The following is a 15501-nucleotide window of genomic DNA, read 5'->3' as shown; positions in this document are numbered from 1 at the left end:
AAGCGAGTCGTGCAAGGCACCCGGCCACTGCCGCGTGTCTTGGCAACGCTCGCGTCGCCCCGGTTCGCCGGGGCCCTTATGTTGTTATGACTCACAGGAGCCGCGATGGCCGGTATTATCTCGTCTGTATTGCAATCGGGTCTGCCCGAACACCAGGACTCAACCCAGTATCGGGCAGGCCGGTTTCACAATCTGGTGGCGCCCCCCGCGCGCAGTGTCTGGAAAGAGGTCGGGATCTGGCGTGACTTCCTGTTTGGCAAGCCCGCCGGCACCCTGCCGGATCGCGCCATCCCGGTGCAGGCCATGACCCTTGCGGATGTCATGGCGGCTCCGGATTTCAGCGTCTGGCGGCTGGGTCACTCCAGCCTGCTGCTCAAATTGCGCGGCCAGTTCTGGTTGACCGATCCCGTCTTCAGCGAGCGCGCCTCACCGCTCTCATGGCTTGGCCCCAGGCGCTGGCACGCCCCGCCCATGGCCCTTGAGGATCTGCCGCCCCTGGCCGGGGTGATCCTCTCCCACGATCACTATGACCACCTGGATCACGCCACCATAGTGGCGCTGCAGGGCAGGGTGGCGCACTTCATCACCCCGCTCGGGGTCGGGGCCAGGCTCCGCGCCTGGGGCGTGCCGGCACACAAGATCAGGGAGCTGGACTGGTGGCAGCAGACCCTGGTCGATGGCATTGAACTCATCGCCACGCCGGCCCAGCACTTCTCCGGCCGCGGCCTGAGCGATGGCAACCAGACTCTGTGGGCCTCCTGGGTCATTCGCAGCGATGAGTGCAAGCTGTTCTTCAGCGGTGACAGCGGCTATTTCGCCGGCTTCAAGGAGATAGGTGAGCGCCATGGCCCGTTTGACATCGCCTTCCTCGAGACGGGGGCCTACAACGAGCGCTGGGCCCATGTGCACATGTTTCCGGCCCAGACCGCACAGGCGTTTCATGATCTGCGCGCAACCTGGCTCTATCCCATCCACAACGGCACCTTCGATCTTGCCATGCACCCATGGGATGAGCCGCTGGAGCAGATCACCCGGCTGGCGGCCGAGCAGCAGATCCCGCTGACCACCCCCATGATGGGGGAGTCACTGACCTTGCAGGCCCCCCATGGCGGCAGCCTCTGGTGGCGGGAGTGAACCTGGGTCTGGCTCAAGCGTGAAAACGGGCGCCCATGGCGGGCGCCCGCATCGTCGAGCCAGCGCCTGCTACCTTTACGCCGCTGCGTTCGGGCGCAGCGGCGCCGCTTCAAGCCTGATTGCCCAGGGTCATGGTGCGCTTGCGCTGTTCACGCACCAGGTGACGGTTGATCTCCCCCAGCAGCGTCTCCTTGCTGATGGGCTTGGTGATGTAGCCGTTCATGCCGTGAGACAGGTAGTACTGCTTTGATTCGGGCATGGCATCCGCGGTCAGGGCGATGATGGGAATGTCGGCCCAGCTCTGGCGCGAGGCGCGGATATGGGTGGTGGCTGCCAGCCCGTCCATCACCGGCATCTGCACATCCATCAGCACGATGTCGAAGGTCTCTTGCGCCAGTCTGGCCAGCGCCTCTTCCCCCTGCAGCGCCAGCGTCACCCGATGACCGGCAGATGCGAGCATGGTACCGATGACCTTGCGATTGGTGGCGTTGTCGTCCACCAGCAAGATGCGATAGCTCTCCTGACTGGTCGGCTTGCTGGGCAGGCTGGTCATCGACGGGGTGGTCGCCTGGGCAGGCCAGAGATAGGTAAAGGTGCTGCCGAACCCCTCGTGGCTCTCGACCGAGATGTCGCCCCCCATCAGGCGGGCGAGGTTGCGGGAGATCTCGAGGCCCAGCCCCGAGCCACCATATTGGCGGGTGATGGAGATGTCGGCCTGGGAGAATCGCTGGAACAGGTTGCCCATCTGGTACTTGCTCATGCCGATGCCGGTGTCCTGAATCGCGATCCGAATCGAATGACGCTCCTTGTCCAGCGGCTGGCTGTCCACCCTGATGTTCACCTCGCCCTGGTGGGTAAACTTGATGGCGTTGCTCAGCAGGTTGAACAGGATCTGGCGCACCCGCAGGGGATCCATCATCAGCCATTCCGGCGTGTTGGGGGCCAGGGTCAGGCTGAGCTTGATCCCTTTCGCATCGCAATTGCTCTGCATCAGGGCCCGGATGTCCTCCAGCAGCTTGGGCAGATGGTGGGGCACGAGTTGCAGCTCGATGCGACCCTCTTCCAGTTTCGAGATATCCAGAATGTCGTTGAGCAGCCCCAGCAGATGGTTGGCTGACTCCCGGGCCGTTTCCAGGTACTCCCGCTCTCTGGGGGCCATGGTGCGATCCGCCAGCAGCGACAACATGCCGAGTATGCCGTTCATGGGGGTGCGGATCTCGTGGCTCATGTTGGCCAGAAAACTGCTTTTCGCCCGCTGACCCGCTTCGGCCTCGCGGTTGGCCCGCACCAGCTTCTCGTTGAGCTGCTGCATCAGCTTGTGCTGCAGGAACGAGATATTCATCTGCCGCCAGATGAGCAGGGCCAGCACGAACAGCAGGGCAAACTGCAGGGCCGCGATCAGGCTGGTGGTGATGATCTGCTGGCGAACCCCCTCGCGGCGGGCGACGTCAAGCAGGGTCGCCTGCTCGTTGACCTCCAGGGTCAGCTGGTGGAGCTGGGGGAGCAGGGCGGTCAGCTGTTGATCAAGTTGCTGATGGGCCGCCTGATCCAGCGGCTTGTGCTGGACCGGCCCGAGCCAGAGATCGGCCAGGGCGATGAAGCGGCGCATCTCCTTGCTGGCCTGCTGATAAATCTGGGTATGTTGCAGCAGGTTGCGATCCTTGCTCTCCAGCACCAGCTCAATCCGGCTGACCAGAATGTCGTATCTGAGCTGGAACTTGACCTGCGGCTCATTTTTCAGGGCATTTTGAAAGCGCAGCGCCTCGTTGTAGAGCTGGAAATAGTTCCACATGACGTTGTCTTCACCCTGACTGGTGCTGTGCTGCAGCTCTTCGAACTGCCGGTACTGGACGGTACCGATACCGGCAAACGCCAGCAACAGCACGCAGAGCACGACGAACAGGGAGCGCTGACTGGCTGCCATGGATTGCATGATGCGGTTCACTCCACCTTGATCTTGTTGATCTGCCAGATGGCACGACCGTAATAGAGCTTGTTGCGAAGCTCGGGGTATTGATCAAACGGGTAGATCAGGAACAGGGGCCCCTTGTCACGCACCGAGAGCGGCTTGCCATCGATGCTGCGGGCCAGGATCACCTGATACTGGGCGGCATCGCTGGTGGGCACCTGGATCGAGTAGTCGTTGAGCGCCGTGATGGTCAGCTGCTTGCCGCTGGCGCCCACCTTGGCCAGCAGATCGCTCAGACGGGGGCCGCGGAAGGTCTTCTCTTCGTCATACCAGGGGGTGTGAGTCTTGATCTCGTATTCGGGCAGTTGATCCAGCATGGCGGTGTCCCACAGGGCGTCCTGCTGGTAATTGGGCTGGGTAATGGCGCCTTCCACCCTGAGCTGGGCGCTGTCGGGATCGGGAGTCGCCTGGGCGGTAGCGCAAAGAATGGCCAGCAGGGGAGCAACATAAAAATTGAGTCTCATAACCTTCCTCCATGGAACCGTGAGAAGCAGATGCCAGGGCAACGGCGGGCCTGGCATAGAGGCAAGGCAATAAGCGTGCCTGATAGTGGAAAGTGGCAACTGGCGTGGCTTAGACGGGGGTGAAGAGGGGGTGAGAGTGCCTTTTCATCGCATTTTGCAATGAGAAGGATGAGCCATGTTGCAAATTGGCAAGGAATTCTCCCCTTGCCGTGGCCGATGTGCTTCTCTAGTTAAGGTGAAAAACAGGGTTTCTTTGGGTCTTTTTCTTGCCAGGCACGGCTCTTGCTTTACTGGGTATGGCATGGAACTAAACCGTCCTGGCATAGACAAGGAGCTTCAACATGGAAAGCATGACCTACACCCTTAACGACACTCAGGTTGTGGCATTGGAAAGCGAGTTTGATGCGATGGCCGTCAGTGAATTGCGCCCCTTATTTGAAAAGCTGTCGGAGTACACAGGTGATGTGCTGGCGGATCTGCGAGACGTGCACTTCATCGACTCCTCGGGGATCGGGGCCCTGGTGTTTCTCCACAAGCGGCTGGTGATGAACGGGCATCATCTGGAGATCATCTGTGGTCCGGGGCAACCCCGCGATCTGCTGGACATGCTGCACATCAACCGGGTCATTCCCTGTCATGAGAACGTGAAAGCCTATATGCAGTCATCCGGCATGGTGGTGGCATCATGAAGCGCTGGCTTGTGCTCGGGATCTCGCTGCTGATGGCGGGTTGCGCGCAATGGCCATCCGAGGGCAAGGGGGGAATGGCCGATCTGAGACCCACCTGGTTACCGTTAAATGAGGATGAACAACGCCTGCTGTCAGGTTATGATGAGCGTCAACAGAAGCTCGATCAGCAACTGGTCAGCCTGCAGCAGGCGGGTCTGCGCGACTGCATGCCGGCTGGGCTAAAACAGCTACAATCTCAACGAGTTGATATAGTACGGGATGTACATGGCCGGCTCTGGGCCGACGTAGCCTGGCGTCAGGCCATGCTGGCCGAGTCGTTGAAGCAGGTGCGTTTGCAGCTGGAAAAGACCACCAGTGGGGGTTGTAGCCGGAGCTGGTCTGGACTTCCGTTGCGTCAGTGGAGGCAAACGTAACAATAAAAAGGATGTCTATGGATCGGGGCGCTATCAAGGGATTTATCGCGGTTGTTTTGTGGTTGTTTACCTGTCCGCTGCTGGCAAGCACCCTGCTGGCGCCGGGGGATCGGCTCTCAATCGTGCAGCCGGGGGAGGCCGCCTTCGACAAGCCCTTCCAGATCGACAAGCAGGGTGAAATCAAACTGCCCGAGGTGGGGACCGTGGTGGTGGGCGGCAAGACGCTCCCAGAGGCGGACGCCATCATTCGCACCGCCCTCAAGCCCGTCTACAACAACCTCTCCCAGCTGACCATCACCCTGTTGGAAAAGCGGTTGCTCATCAGCGTCATGGGCTATGTCAAAAAGCCCGGCAGCTATGATCTGGCGCCCGATGGCAATGTGCAGATGGCGCTGGATGCGGCCGGCGGCCTGGTGCCGGGGGCCCAGCTCAACAACATGCAGGTGCGCCGCGGCGACACCGTCTCCAGCTTCGACTACAAGCGCTATCTCGATACCGGCGATGCCGGTCTCTTGCCCCCGCTGCAATCCCTCGACGTGGTCTTCGTGCCCGCATCCCCCCTTATCGGCAACGTCCAGATTGACTTCGATGCCGCCACCCTGGCCGCCGGCGGGGATGGCGACACCGGCAAGGCGATCAAGGTGTTTGGCGAGGTGAACAGCCCGGGCGCCTTCAGCTTCAAGAGCGGCAACTCCATCGTCGATCTGCTGATGCGGGCCGGCGGGGTGACCCGCTTTGCCGGGGTGGAGCGGATCCGGGTGATCAACGGGGACGCTCCCGAGCTGTTCGATCTCAAGGCCTACCTCGATTCGGGCAACAACAAGCTGCTGCCGGCACTGGCCCCCGGCGCCACCATCTTCGTGCCCAAGGACGAGGAGCAGATCAAGCGTGGGGCGCGCACCATCTACATTATGGGGGAGGTGTTCAAGCCCGGCGCCTACGAGGGGCGGGAGGGGGATACCTTCCTCGACATCCTGGCCAACGCCGGCGGGCCGACCCGCTATGCCGAGAGCCGCCAGATCCGCTTGCTGCGCACCAATGGCGCGGTCGAACCCATCGATCTGCAGGCCTATACCGAGGGCATGCAGAAAAACCTGCCGCAGATAAGGCCGGGTGACGCCATCTTCGTGCCGGAAAAGACCGACATCAACGAGAAGTCCTGGTTGAAAGTGGCGCCGGGGCGGGCGGTGATGGTGATGGGGGCGGTGCGCATTCCCGGCCGCTATGAATGGTCTGACGAGATGTCGCTGCTCGATCTCATCGCCCATGCCGGCGGCCCCAACGAGCGGGCCGACATCGCCAAGGTGCAGATCCTGACCTCGGAGGGAGGGATGGCGACCCCGACCATCTTCGATCTCGACAAGTTTCTCCATCAGGGGGGGGCCCTTGGCAGCCTGCCCAGGATCCACGCCGGCTTCACCATCATGATCCCCGAGCTGCCCACCGATCCCAGCGACAACAAATCCCAGTGGGTACGCCAGTCGCCGGACAGCTCCATCTACATCTTCGGTCAGGTCGGCGCCCCCGGTCGCTACGCCTTCAACGAGGAGATGGGCTTTATCGACATCCTCTCGGCGGCAGACGGCCCGACCCAGGCGGCAGACCTGCGCAACGTGCGCATCGCCCATCGCAACGGCAGCACGGCGCGGGTGAGCAAACTGGATCTCTCCCTCTACTTCGAGACCGGCGACGAAACACTGTTGCCCAAGGTGTTGCCGGGGGATTCCATCTACCTGCCGGAGAAGAATCGCCCCTGGCTCGACGAGCCCAAGGAGAACACCATAAGGGTGCTGGGGGCCATCGCCCGGCCGGGCCGCTATCGCTTCAACTCCTCCATGACCCTGCTGGATCTGCTGGCGGAAGCCGGCGGGCCCACCAGCTCGGCCTACATCAAGAAGATCGTGGTGATCAACATGGCCGTCAGCGGCCAGGGGGATCAGGCCCGTACCTTCGATCTGGACGGCTTTGCCAAGGAGCCCGATTTCAGCCAGCTGCCGGTGCTCAGGGCAGGGGACACTGTCTTCATCCCCGACAGCAAGAGCAGCAACTGGGCCATCTTCATGGACGGGATGCGTGACATTCTCACCACCATCTCGGTGGTCGCCCTGGTGGGAACCCTGTAACGTGAGCATCCCGATCCAGTACCTGGAACTGGAGTCGCTCTACGCCTCGACCCTGGCGCGGGGGATCCGTTCCCTGGCGGTCACCTCGGCCGAGGGGGGCGAGGGGGTCAGCACCATCTGCGAGGCGCTGGCCCGGCGCGCCGAGGCGGACGGCCTCAAGACCCTGCTGGTGGATCTCAACCTCTATCACCCGGGCCGGCCCGCCGGCCAGGCCTGGGGGCCCAACGACGTGCCCGAGCCCCAACACCAGGGTCACGCCCTGGCGGTGCTGCCGGCGCCGGGCAAGGATCTGATGGCCTTTCGCAACAAGGAGACCCTGCGCGCCCTGCTGGTGCGCTGGCTCGAGCACTATGATGTTGTGCTGTTCGATACCTCCCCCCTCAATGCCCTCAACCGGGGCAATATCCCGGCGGATCAGGTGTGCGCCGCCTGCGAGGGGGCCCTGCTGGTGGTGCTGGCCGGCGTGACGCCGACTACCATGGTGCAGAGCGCGGTGGAGAAGCTGACCCGGGCCGAGGCCAATCTGCTGGGGGCCGTGTTCAACGACAGGGTCAATCCGGGGCTGGCCAGCGAGATCCTGCGTGAACTCAACCGGCTGCCGAGCAACCGGCTGACCGAGTGGCTCAAACGCTGGTGCCGGCGCAGCATGCTGCTCAACTTCCGGATCTGAGGGAGACGATATGAAAGAGTGGTTGCGATCCGCCCCCGCCACCCTGCAGTCGGTACGCGAGCTGCGCGGCCGTCTGGCGCAAGGGTTGGCGCTGTTTCAGGTTGCCCCCGAGGAGCAGGCCAACTGGCTGCTCTGCTTCAGCGAGCTCGCCACCAATATCGTGCGTCATGGGGAGCCGCCGGCGAGCCAGCTCTGGCTCAGCCTGCTGCAGGATGAGTCGGGCCTGAGTCTGCAACTGGATGACGACGGCGGGCCCCAGCCCGCGCTGGCGGCCAACCCCCTGCCGGCAGAGCCGCAGGAGGGGGGCTATGGTCTGGCGCTGGTGCACAGCCTGTTTGAGGAAGTGAGCTTCAGCCACCAGCAGGGGCGCAACCGGGTGATCCTGCGGGCCCGGCACGCTCCCCGGCGGATGCCCATGGTGGCGGTGATCGACGATGACAAGGTGATGCGCACCCTGCTCACCGGCTATCTGCACGACAACTATCAGGTCGATAGCTTTGCCGATCCCCTGGCGGCCCTGCAGGCGCTGGGACGCCAGCCGCCGGATCTGGTGCTCTCCGACATCGAGATGGAGGGGATCGACGGCTTCGCCCTGCGCCAGCAGCTGATGAAGGATCCCAAGATGCGCGGGGTCCCCTTCATCTTTCTGACTGGCCACCATGATCAATGGACCCAGAGCCGGGCTGGCGCCCTTGGCATCGATGATTTCCTGATCAAGCCCATAACCAAGCAGGCGCTGCAGCTGGCGGTCGCCCGGGTGCTCAAGCGGTCGGCCCAGCTCAAGGCCCAGTGGGGGGATCAGCTGGATCAGCGGATGACCTCGGCCCTGCGCCCCCTGCTGCCGGCCAACCAGCTGCACGGCTATCAGCTGGCGCTGCAGACCCGTGCCGCCGCCGTGGGGGGCGGGGATTTCCTGCTGGTGAAGGAGCGGGTGCTGTGGCTCGGGGACGTGATGGGGCACGATGCCGAGGCCAAGTTCTTTGCCCATGCCTACGCGGGCTATCTGCGCGGTCTGCTGACCGCCCAGAGCGAGCAGCGATCCCCTGCCAGCCTGTTGACCACCCTCTCCACCGCCGTGCACAGCGATCCCCTGCTGGGGGCGACCCTGCTCACCACCCTCTGCATCGAGCTGGGGGAGGTGGGCCGCGTCCGCTGGGCCAGTGCCGGGCACCCGGCCCCCTGGCTCATCGGGGCGGACGGAATGCACCCGCTCGGCGTGACCGGTCCCTTGCCCGGTCTGCGGCCGGATCCCCACTTCGAGACCTGCGAGCATCAGTTGCAGCCGGGCGAGCGCCTGCTGTTCTGGACCGATGGCCTGCTGGAGAGCCGGGACCCCGCCGAGCGCCAGTTGTGGGAGGCGCAACTGCAGCAGATCTGTCTCACCCCCGCACCCGGCCTGGAGCAGCTGGCCCTGGCCATCGCCACCTGGTTTGACGAACGGGCCGACAAGGCCCCGGATGACATGACCCTGCTGCTGGTGGCATTTCCTGCCGACTGAGGCCCCCAAACCGCTGGCACACTCTATGCAAAACCCCCGCTGCAGGTGGCCCGACGCCACCAGAGGAGGTTGCCCATGTTGCCAACACATCAGGTCTGGCTCGCCATCGATGCCCGCCAGGTCGGCGGGATAGAGATCCACATCACCCACCTTGCCCGCGATCTGCTGGCGCGGGGTCTGAACACCACCATAGTGCTGGTGGCGGATCACGGTATGACCCCCTTTGTCACTCTGCTGAGGCAACAGGGGCTGCCATACCGGGTCTGTCGCAACAGCCGTGACTTCGTGCGGGTGCTGGCAGGCCAGCCCGGCTTCGTGCTGCTGCACACCCACGGCTACAAGGCCGGGATCCTGGGGCGCCTTACCGCCTGGTGCAGCGGCAAGCCGGTGGTCTCCACCTTTCACAGCGGGGATGACGGGGAGGGTTGGCTGAAACTCTACAGCTGGCTCGACCGGTTCACGGCCCGCTTTGCGAAGTGCATCGCAGTGAGCGAGCCCATCGCCCGCAGATTGCCTGTGCCGAGCACCGTCATCAGCAATTTTGTCCCCATGCCCTCAGCGCCCGTGGCGGTGGCGGGCAATCGCATCGCCTTCGTCGGTCGCCTCTCCGCCGAGAAAGGGCCCCAGGCGTTCTGCCAGCTGGCTGCCTTCTGCCCGGAGGGGAGCTTTCACCTCTATGGTGAGGGGCCGCTGATGGGGGATCTCAGCATGCAGTATGGAGATCGCGTCGAGTTTCACGGTTTTCGCCGGATGGCCGACGAGTGGCAGCATATCGATCTGCTCTGCATCACCTCCCGCTTCGAGGGGCTGCCGCTGGTGGCGCTGGAGGCCATGGCCCACGGCATTCCGGTCTGCGCCTTTGCGGTGGGGGGGCTGGTGTCGCTGATTGACCACAAGTCCAACGGCTGGCTGGTGGAGCCGGGCCAGGTGCAGGACATGGCGGCCATCGTCAACTACTGGCTGAGTCGCGACGAGCAGGCGCGGGGCGCCATGAGCCTGGCTGCCCGCCAGACCATCGCCCGGGGTTACAGCGTCAATCACAGGGTGAGCGACATCCTGGCAGTCTATGGCGGCTGATCCCGAGCCGCCGGCACACAGCCAGCAAGTGCAGCGAGTGGTGAGGCCACTCGCTTTTTTTATGGCTGTGAGCTGCGCCTTCGGTCAACCCCTCTCCCTGTCAGCCTCGCGCTCTCTGCTCTGCCTATCTGACGCTGGAGATGGTGCGGCTGGATGCCTCCTCAGTCCGTCAGACGCCTGACGAGGTGGCACAGCACAGGCGTTGCCAAGCCGCTTGCCCACGAGCACCTCGCTATAGAAGCAGGCCGCGACCTCTGGCTCCCCTGGCTGGGAGCCACAGCAGGCGCCGGGGGAAGGTTGCGATGCAAACCGCCCCGGGATGGCGAGGGGGGTCGTTCTGGTAAGAGATGCGAGTGAGGGCTGCGTTGGCGCGGCTCGCTGTCAGCAAGAAGATGAAAAGGGGATGCAGGCCCGACAGGCTGGCGTGGTTGAAGGTGAAAAGAATCGGGCCACCGCCTAGGCAGTGGCCCGAAATCCGGCAGCAGGGTGAGGCTCAGCGCCCCTTCTTGCCCAACATGATGGCGACCGTCTTGCCGATGATCTGCATGTCCTGCAGCAGCCAGCGCCAGGGGTGGAGCAGGGTCACCGAGTAGGCGAGATCGAAGGCGAGCTTGCTGCGCACATCGTCAAGCGACTCGTCATAGCCCTGATTGACCTGGGCCAGCCCTGTGATGCCGGGCGCTATCTCATAGGTGCGCTCGATGAAGAAGGGCACCGCATCTTCCAGCCGGTTGGCGATGCCGGGGCGCTCCGGCCGCGGTCCGATGAGCGACATCTCCCCCTTGAGCACATTGAGGAACTGGGGCAGCTCGTCGAGCCGGGTCTTGCGCAGGAAGTTGCCGCTGCGGGTGATCCGGCTGTCGGCCTTGCCGCACCAGACCGGCCCGGTGCCTGCCTCGGCATCGGCGCGCATGGTGCGAAACTTGATCATGAAGAAGAGCTCGGTGTGGCTGGCGTGGCTGCGGCCAATGCGCAGCTGGCGAAAGAACACCGGGCCCGGGCTGTCGAGCCGTATGGCCAGCATGATGAGTGGCCACAGGGGCAGGGTCAGCAGCAGGCCGAGGCTGGCACCGGCCAGATCCATGATGCGCTTGAGCACCTGGGTCGCTTTGGGGATGGGGTGTTTCATGCTGCTCTCTCCTGTGTGGTGGGGCGGGTCAGCATCCGCAGGCCGTAGCGCAGGGAGCCGATGCCGTTGTACCAGTGTCCGAGTACCAGATAGTGGATCTTGCGAAACAGACCGGGCCAGTTGTGCAGCGGGGTGAGCTGGATCAGCAGCACCAGGGCGTAGCCCAGCAGTTGAGCGGCCAGCAGCGCCACGAACAGGGGCGAGTAAATGGCCAGCGGAATGGCGCACAGCCACAGCAGGGTCAGGCAGAGGGGCATGAGCACCCGCAAGCCCTTGCCGCTGGCGAAGTTGAACGCCACCCAGCCGAATCTGGGGTGCAGCAGCGGCAGCAGACGCAGCAACTGCTGGGTGTTGCCGGCACCGATGCGCTTGCGGCGCTTGGACTCCAGTTGGGCATCGGAGACCTCCAGCTCAAGGGCGGCGCAGCGATTGTCATAGACCGCCTTGTAGCCCCTGGCGATGGCCTGCATCGGCAGGATGAAGTCGTCGTTGATGGTATCGGGCGCCAGCGGCGCCAGGCAGTCACTGCGCATCACGTAGAAGGCGCCGTGGGCCCCCAGCATGCTGCCAAGGGCGGATTCGCACAGCTTGATCTGGCTCTGATAGCGCCAGTAGCTGGCCTCACCCTGGGAGCCTGGCTGCCAGAAGCGATAGGCTTCGCCCACCACGCCGACGGCGGGATCCTGAAAGTGGGCGGCGGCCAGCAGCAGGCTGTCGATGGGCAGCAGGGCCGACACATCGCTGAAGGCGACCAGGGGGGTGTCAATCTGGGTCATCGCCTCGTTGAGCACGGCCACCTTGCCACGATTGCGCGGGTGCTCGAACAGCCGGATCTGCAGCTGCAGCAAGGCGGGATCGCCGAGCTGGCAGAGGGCAATGGCATAGCTGTCGTCGGTGCAGCCATCAAAATGCAGGTGCACCGCCAGCTTGTCGGCCGGGTAGTCGAGGCTGGCCAGATTCTGCAGCTTGGCCGCCAGGGTGGTCGCCTCGTTGTAGATGGGCATTACCAGGGTGATGGCGGGGAGCTGCTCATCGCCGACCTCTTCCCGAAAACCCCGTTGGTGCGGGGTCGGTTGGTGCTGGCGCGAGCAGGCCCGTTTGCCGACCCATTTGAGCAGCAGGGGGTAACCCACATGGTGGTACACCACCAGGGCTGCACACAGCCAGAACACGATCATGATCCATTCCATGGGAGGCTCCTTTTGCTGTCTCTTCGCGTGTCGGTGGCATCGCCTCAGTGGGCGTACAGCGCCTGATAGGCTTGAGCCATCCGGCTCAGGCTGCCCTGTTCACAGACAAATTCCCGGGTGACGGTGCGCAGGCTACGAGAGTTGAGCAACCCCTGTGCCAGAAGTTGCGCCAGCAGAGCCGGATCTCGCGCCTCCAGCAGCTGACCGCTGGCCGGGCAGACGATATCGGCGGCGGCCCCCACCGCGCTCATCACCACTGGCACGCCGCAGGCCTGGGCCTCCAGCACGCACAATGGCATCCCCTCCGCCAGCGACGGCAGGCAGAAGAGATCCAGCCCCTGATAGAAGCGGGGCATCTGCTCCACCAGACCGAGAAAGTGCACCCGATGGGCAATCCCCAGCAGTCGGCACTGCTGCTGCAATGCATTTTGCAAACTGCCCACCCCGGCCAGTGCAAGATGCACCTCGGGGGAGAGCCGCGCCACGGCCTCCAGCAGCAGGTGGTGACCCTTGACCGTCTCAAGGCGGGCGGCGCAGCCGATGAGCCTGACCCCGAGGGGCAAGCCCAGCGCCTGGCGCGCCAGCTCGGCGGGGCCCGGGACGAAGCGCCCCTCGTCGATGCCGTTGGGGATCACCTGGGCCTGGATGGCGCCGAGCCTCGCCTGCAGCTGGTGCGCCACCGGGGTGGCGTCTGCCACCAGGGTGGGCCGCAAGGTGCGCAGCCCCAGCCCGGCCAGCTGGCGCTGGCGGGGATCGTCGAGATACCAGGCGTCATGCTCGGTGTGGATAAGACTCGCCACCCGGGCCAGCCGGGCGGCCAGCCCGCCATAGATCAGCGGGCCCAGATGGTGGGTGTGCACCGCTGCCGGCCGCAGCTGGCGCAGCAGGCGGATGAGGCGATAGAGGGTGGCCAGCGACCAGCCGGCGGGCTTGTCCAGACAGTGGATCCGCGAGGCGAACGGCCCCAGGGCGGGCCAGGCGGCGAGCAGCGCCTCCTTGCTCCCCTCCAGCGAGACGATGTGCATGGGTTGGTGGCACTCGTTGGCCTGGCTGAGGTTGAGCACCATGGTCTCCAGCCCCCCTGGCTGCAGGTGCTGAACGATTTGCACGATGGCGGTGCTGGCTGACCGGGTGGTGGTGGGCATGGCGCTCTCCTCACAGTTGTCGGCCCTTCCCGGGCCCTGAGCGGGACTATGCGAATCCTGTACCACAACGTCTGCCATGTTGGCCCGCTTGCTGGCATTACCCTTGCATTTCCTCCTCCATTCGTGGAATGCCATACCTGCCTTGAGGGGAGTGACGCCATGCCGGTCCAGTTCTACTACAACCTCTACATCATCCTCTTCGCCGCTTGGCGGCGCCGTTATCTCATCCTGATGCCGGCCCTGGTCATGCCGCTGGTGGGGGTGGGGATAGGCGTGCTCAGCCCCAAGGTGTACGAGAGCCGCACCACCTTCATGGTGCCGCAGGATTCCAACCAGACGCCGACCCTCAAGGATCTGATCACCCAGGAGAGCCTCAAGGATCGCTTCGCGGTGCTGGAGGCCATGCTGCGCAGCCGCTACGTGATGGATGGGGTGGCGCGGGACCGCAAGCTGGTGGATGACAACACCCCGCCGGCCAAGCGCGACGCCATCATGGACTGGCTCTCGGCGTCCGTCTCCATCCGTCTTATCGGGGACGAGGTGATCGAGCTGAAGGTGAAAGCCGACTCGGCAGAGAGCAGCGCCGGCCTGCTGGAGGCCGTCTCGCGCCGCTTCTTCTTCAACCTCTTGAACAAGGGGCGCCAGTCGGCCGAGTCCTCCGAGCGCTTTCTGCAAAGCCAGCTCGACAGCCGGCGCAGCGAGCTGCAGGGGGCCGAACAGCTGCTGGCGGATTTCAAGCGCGAACATGCCAGCGCCCTGCCGGATCAGCAAAATGCCAACGCCGCCCGGCTCTACGGCCTGAAAGATCGCCACGCCGAGAGCCTGCTTCAGTTGCAGCAGGCCAAGACCCGGGTCGAGCAGCTCTCCCACGGCCAGGAGGGGGCCACGACCCGCAGCCTGGAGGAGAAGTTGCAGCAGATGCAAACCGAGCTGGCCCTGCTGCGGGTGCGCTACAGCGATCAGCACAGCGAGGTGCAGAGCCTGCGCTACCAGATTGAACAGTTGCAGCAGGAGCTGGAACAGCAGAAGAGCCAACCCGGCGTGGCGGTCGGGCCAGAATGGGATCAGGCCAGGGCCCAGCTGGCCGAGGCCGAGCAGAATGCCGCCGCGCTGCAGGCCCAGCTCGACGATCTGAACAAGGTGGTGGCCTCCCAGGGCGAGACGGAGAGCCAGCTGGCGGAGCTGGAGCGCGATCTCGAGGTCAAGCGCTCCCTCTATCAGGATCTGCTGCTGCGCTACGAGAAGGCCAAGGTGACCGGGGCGCTCGGCAGTTTTGAGCCCGGCGAGCGGATCAAGGTGATCGACAGGCCCTTCGCCCCGAGCAAACCCAGCAACTACCCGCTCTGGCTGTTTCTTATTGCCGGCATGGTGGGGGGCCTGGGGCTCGGCTGCGGGCTGGCGCTGCTGATTGAACTGGCGGATACCAGCCTGCGCCGCACCGATCAGCTGGCAGCCCTTATCAAGGCGCCGGTGCTAAGCCGCATTCCCTATTGCGAGCCTGTGCATGCCCACAGCGGCCAGGCAGCCCATGCCCAGCCGTCACTGGTAGAGGTGCCGGGTTGATATTTGCCAGCCGCCGTCAAGGCAGACCACCACTCTGAACCCGAATATTTCTGATAAGGCCTCGTAATGAGGCCTTTTTTATGTCGTTCAAATAGCGCCTTGGTCAACGACTATGGTTTGCATCGAATTGGGATGTGTTTACGGCGATCAAGTCTGGTGGCAGTTTCTGATTCTGTTTCTTGACTGTGATTTATCGCAGTGATACAACTGGAACCGCATTAGGTTATTGATAATACGTTTATAAATCAGAAGCTGGTTGGTTATGTATAATTTTAAAATGATTTATTGATTGCGTTATCGAATGGAAAGGCGGGGTTAGATGGAAAGCGAAAATAATATGTTTGTAGTATCTTTCATCTAACTGTTGCTATATTTAAAAGTTTGTTTTCAACAGGGAAAGGAAATGCAAAGTAGAAAAACACTCGGAACAAAATATG

At 63.6% G+C, this 15501-nt stretch carries 13 protein-coding genes; 8 read left to right on the top strand and 5 right to left on the bottom strand.

The window, feature by feature from the left end; genetic code table 11:
- The first annotated feature begins 105 nt into the window (after positions 1-105).
- Positions 106-1134, top strand: a complete 1029-nt coding sequence (locus AB5Y81_RS03110) for an MBL fold metallo-hydrolase (protein ID WP_279484289.1) — start codon at positions 106-108, stop codon at positions 1132-1134.
- Positions 1135-1243: 109 nt separating this feature from the next.
- Here AB5Y81_RS03110 and AB5Y81_RS03105 read toward each other — a convergent pair whose 3' ends face one another.
- Both AB5Y81_RS03105 and AB5Y81_RS03100 read right to left on the bottom strand, forming a co-directional pair.
- Positions 1244-3067 carry a response regulator gene (locus AB5Y81_RS03105; protein ID WP_279484290.1) on the bottom strand — a complete coding sequence of 608 codons (1824 nt, stop codon included), beginning with the start codon at positions 3065-3067 and terminating at the stop codon, positions 1244-1246.
- Between the two features lie 8 nt (positions 3068-3075).
- Entirely contained in the window at positions 3076-3567 is a 492-nt protein-coding gene (locus AB5Y81_RS03100) for a molybdopterin-dependent oxidoreductase (RefSeq protein WP_010633831.1), read from the bottom strand.
- Between the two features lie 341 nt (positions 3568-3908).
- On the opposite strand from AB5Y81_RS03100, the gene AB5Y81_RS03095 reads away from it, so the two are divergent.
- The 6 genes from AB5Y81_RS03095 (at position 3909) to AB5Y81_RS03070 (ending at position 10037) form a co-directional block, all read left to right on the top strand.
- A complete protein-coding gene (locus tag AB5Y81_RS03095; protein ID WP_005301420.1) occupies positions 3909-4256 on the top strand; it encodes an STAS domain-containing protein in 348 nt (115 codons plus the stop codon).
- Entirely contained in the window at positions 4253-4669 is a 417-nt protein-coding gene (locus tag AB5Y81_RS03090; RefSeq protein WP_279484291.1) for a hypothetical protein, read from the top strand. The genes AB5Y81_RS03095 and AB5Y81_RS03090 overlap by 4 nt, the downstream gene beginning before the upstream one ends.
- Before the next feature lie 17 nt (positions 4670-4686).
- Positions 4687-6792, top strand: a complete 2106-nt coding sequence (locus AB5Y81_RS03085) for an SLBB domain-containing protein (RefSeq protein ID WP_042006405.1) — start codon at positions 4687-4689, stop codon at positions 6790-6792.
- Between the two features lies 1 nt (position 6793).
- Positions 6794-7462, top strand: a complete 669-nt coding sequence (locus tag AB5Y81_RS03080) for a CpsD/CapB family tyrosine-protein kinase (protein WP_005301417.1) — start codon at positions 6794-6796, stop codon at positions 7460-7462.
- Positions 7463-7472: 10 nt separating this feature from the next.
- Positions 7473-8960, top strand: a complete 1488-nt coding sequence (locus AB5Y81_RS03075; protein ID WP_279484292.1) for a SpoIIE family protein phosphatase — start codon at positions 7473-7475, stop codon at positions 8958-8960.
- A 75-nt stretch (positions 8961-9035) separates the two neighbouring features.
- Positions 9036-10037 (top strand): glycosyltransferase family 4 protein, encoded by a 1002-nt coding sequence (locus tag AB5Y81_RS03070; RefSeq protein WP_095592670.1) that lies wholly within the window; start codon positions 9036-9038, stop codon positions 10035-10037.
- A 493-nt stretch (positions 10038-10530) separates the two neighbouring features.
- On the opposite strand, the gene AB5Y81_RS03065 is transcribed toward AB5Y81_RS03070, so the two are convergent.
- The 3 genes from AB5Y81_RS03065 to AB5Y81_RS03055 are packed head-to-tail and all read right to left on the bottom strand — an operon-like array spanning position 10531 to position 13501.
- The gene (locus AB5Y81_RS03065) at positions 10531-11166 is read right to left on the bottom strand and encodes a sugar transferase (RefSeq protein WP_279484293.1); all 636 of its coding nucleotides are present in this window, start codon (positions 11164-11166) and stop codon (positions 10531-10533) included.
- Complete coding sequence (locus AB5Y81_RS03060; protein WP_279484294.1) at positions 11163-12356, bottom strand: glycosyltransferase family 2 protein; 1194 nt, start codon at positions 12354-12356, stop codon at positions 11163-11165. The genes AB5Y81_RS03065 and AB5Y81_RS03060 overlap by 4 nt, the downstream gene beginning before the upstream one ends.
- 44 nt (positions 12357-12400) lie before the next feature.
- A complete protein-coding gene (locus AB5Y81_RS03055) occupies positions 12401-13501 on the bottom strand; it encodes a glycosyltransferase (RefSeq protein ID WP_279484295.1) in 1101 nt (366 codons plus the stop codon).
- A gap of 159 nt (positions 13502-13660) precedes the next feature.
- Between AB5Y81_RS03055 and AB5Y81_RS03050 the strand changes: the two genes are divergently transcribed.
- On the top strand, positions 13661-15064 hold the full coding sequence (locus tag AB5Y81_RS03050) for a GNVR domain-containing protein (protein WP_279484296.1): 1404 nt from the start codon (positions 13661-13663) through the stop codon (positions 15062-15064).
- Positions 15065-15501: the final 437 nt, after the last annotated feature.

The sequence above is a fragment of the Aeromonas sp. s2 genome (assembly GCF_040907935.1).
Taxonomy (GTDB): domain Bacteria; phylum Pseudomonadota; class Gammaproteobacteria; order Enterobacterales; family Aeromonadaceae; genus Aeromonas; species Aeromonas dhakensis.
Note: the sequence above shows the minus strand (reverse complement) of the source record. Positions and strands in the feature narration are given on the sequence as shown.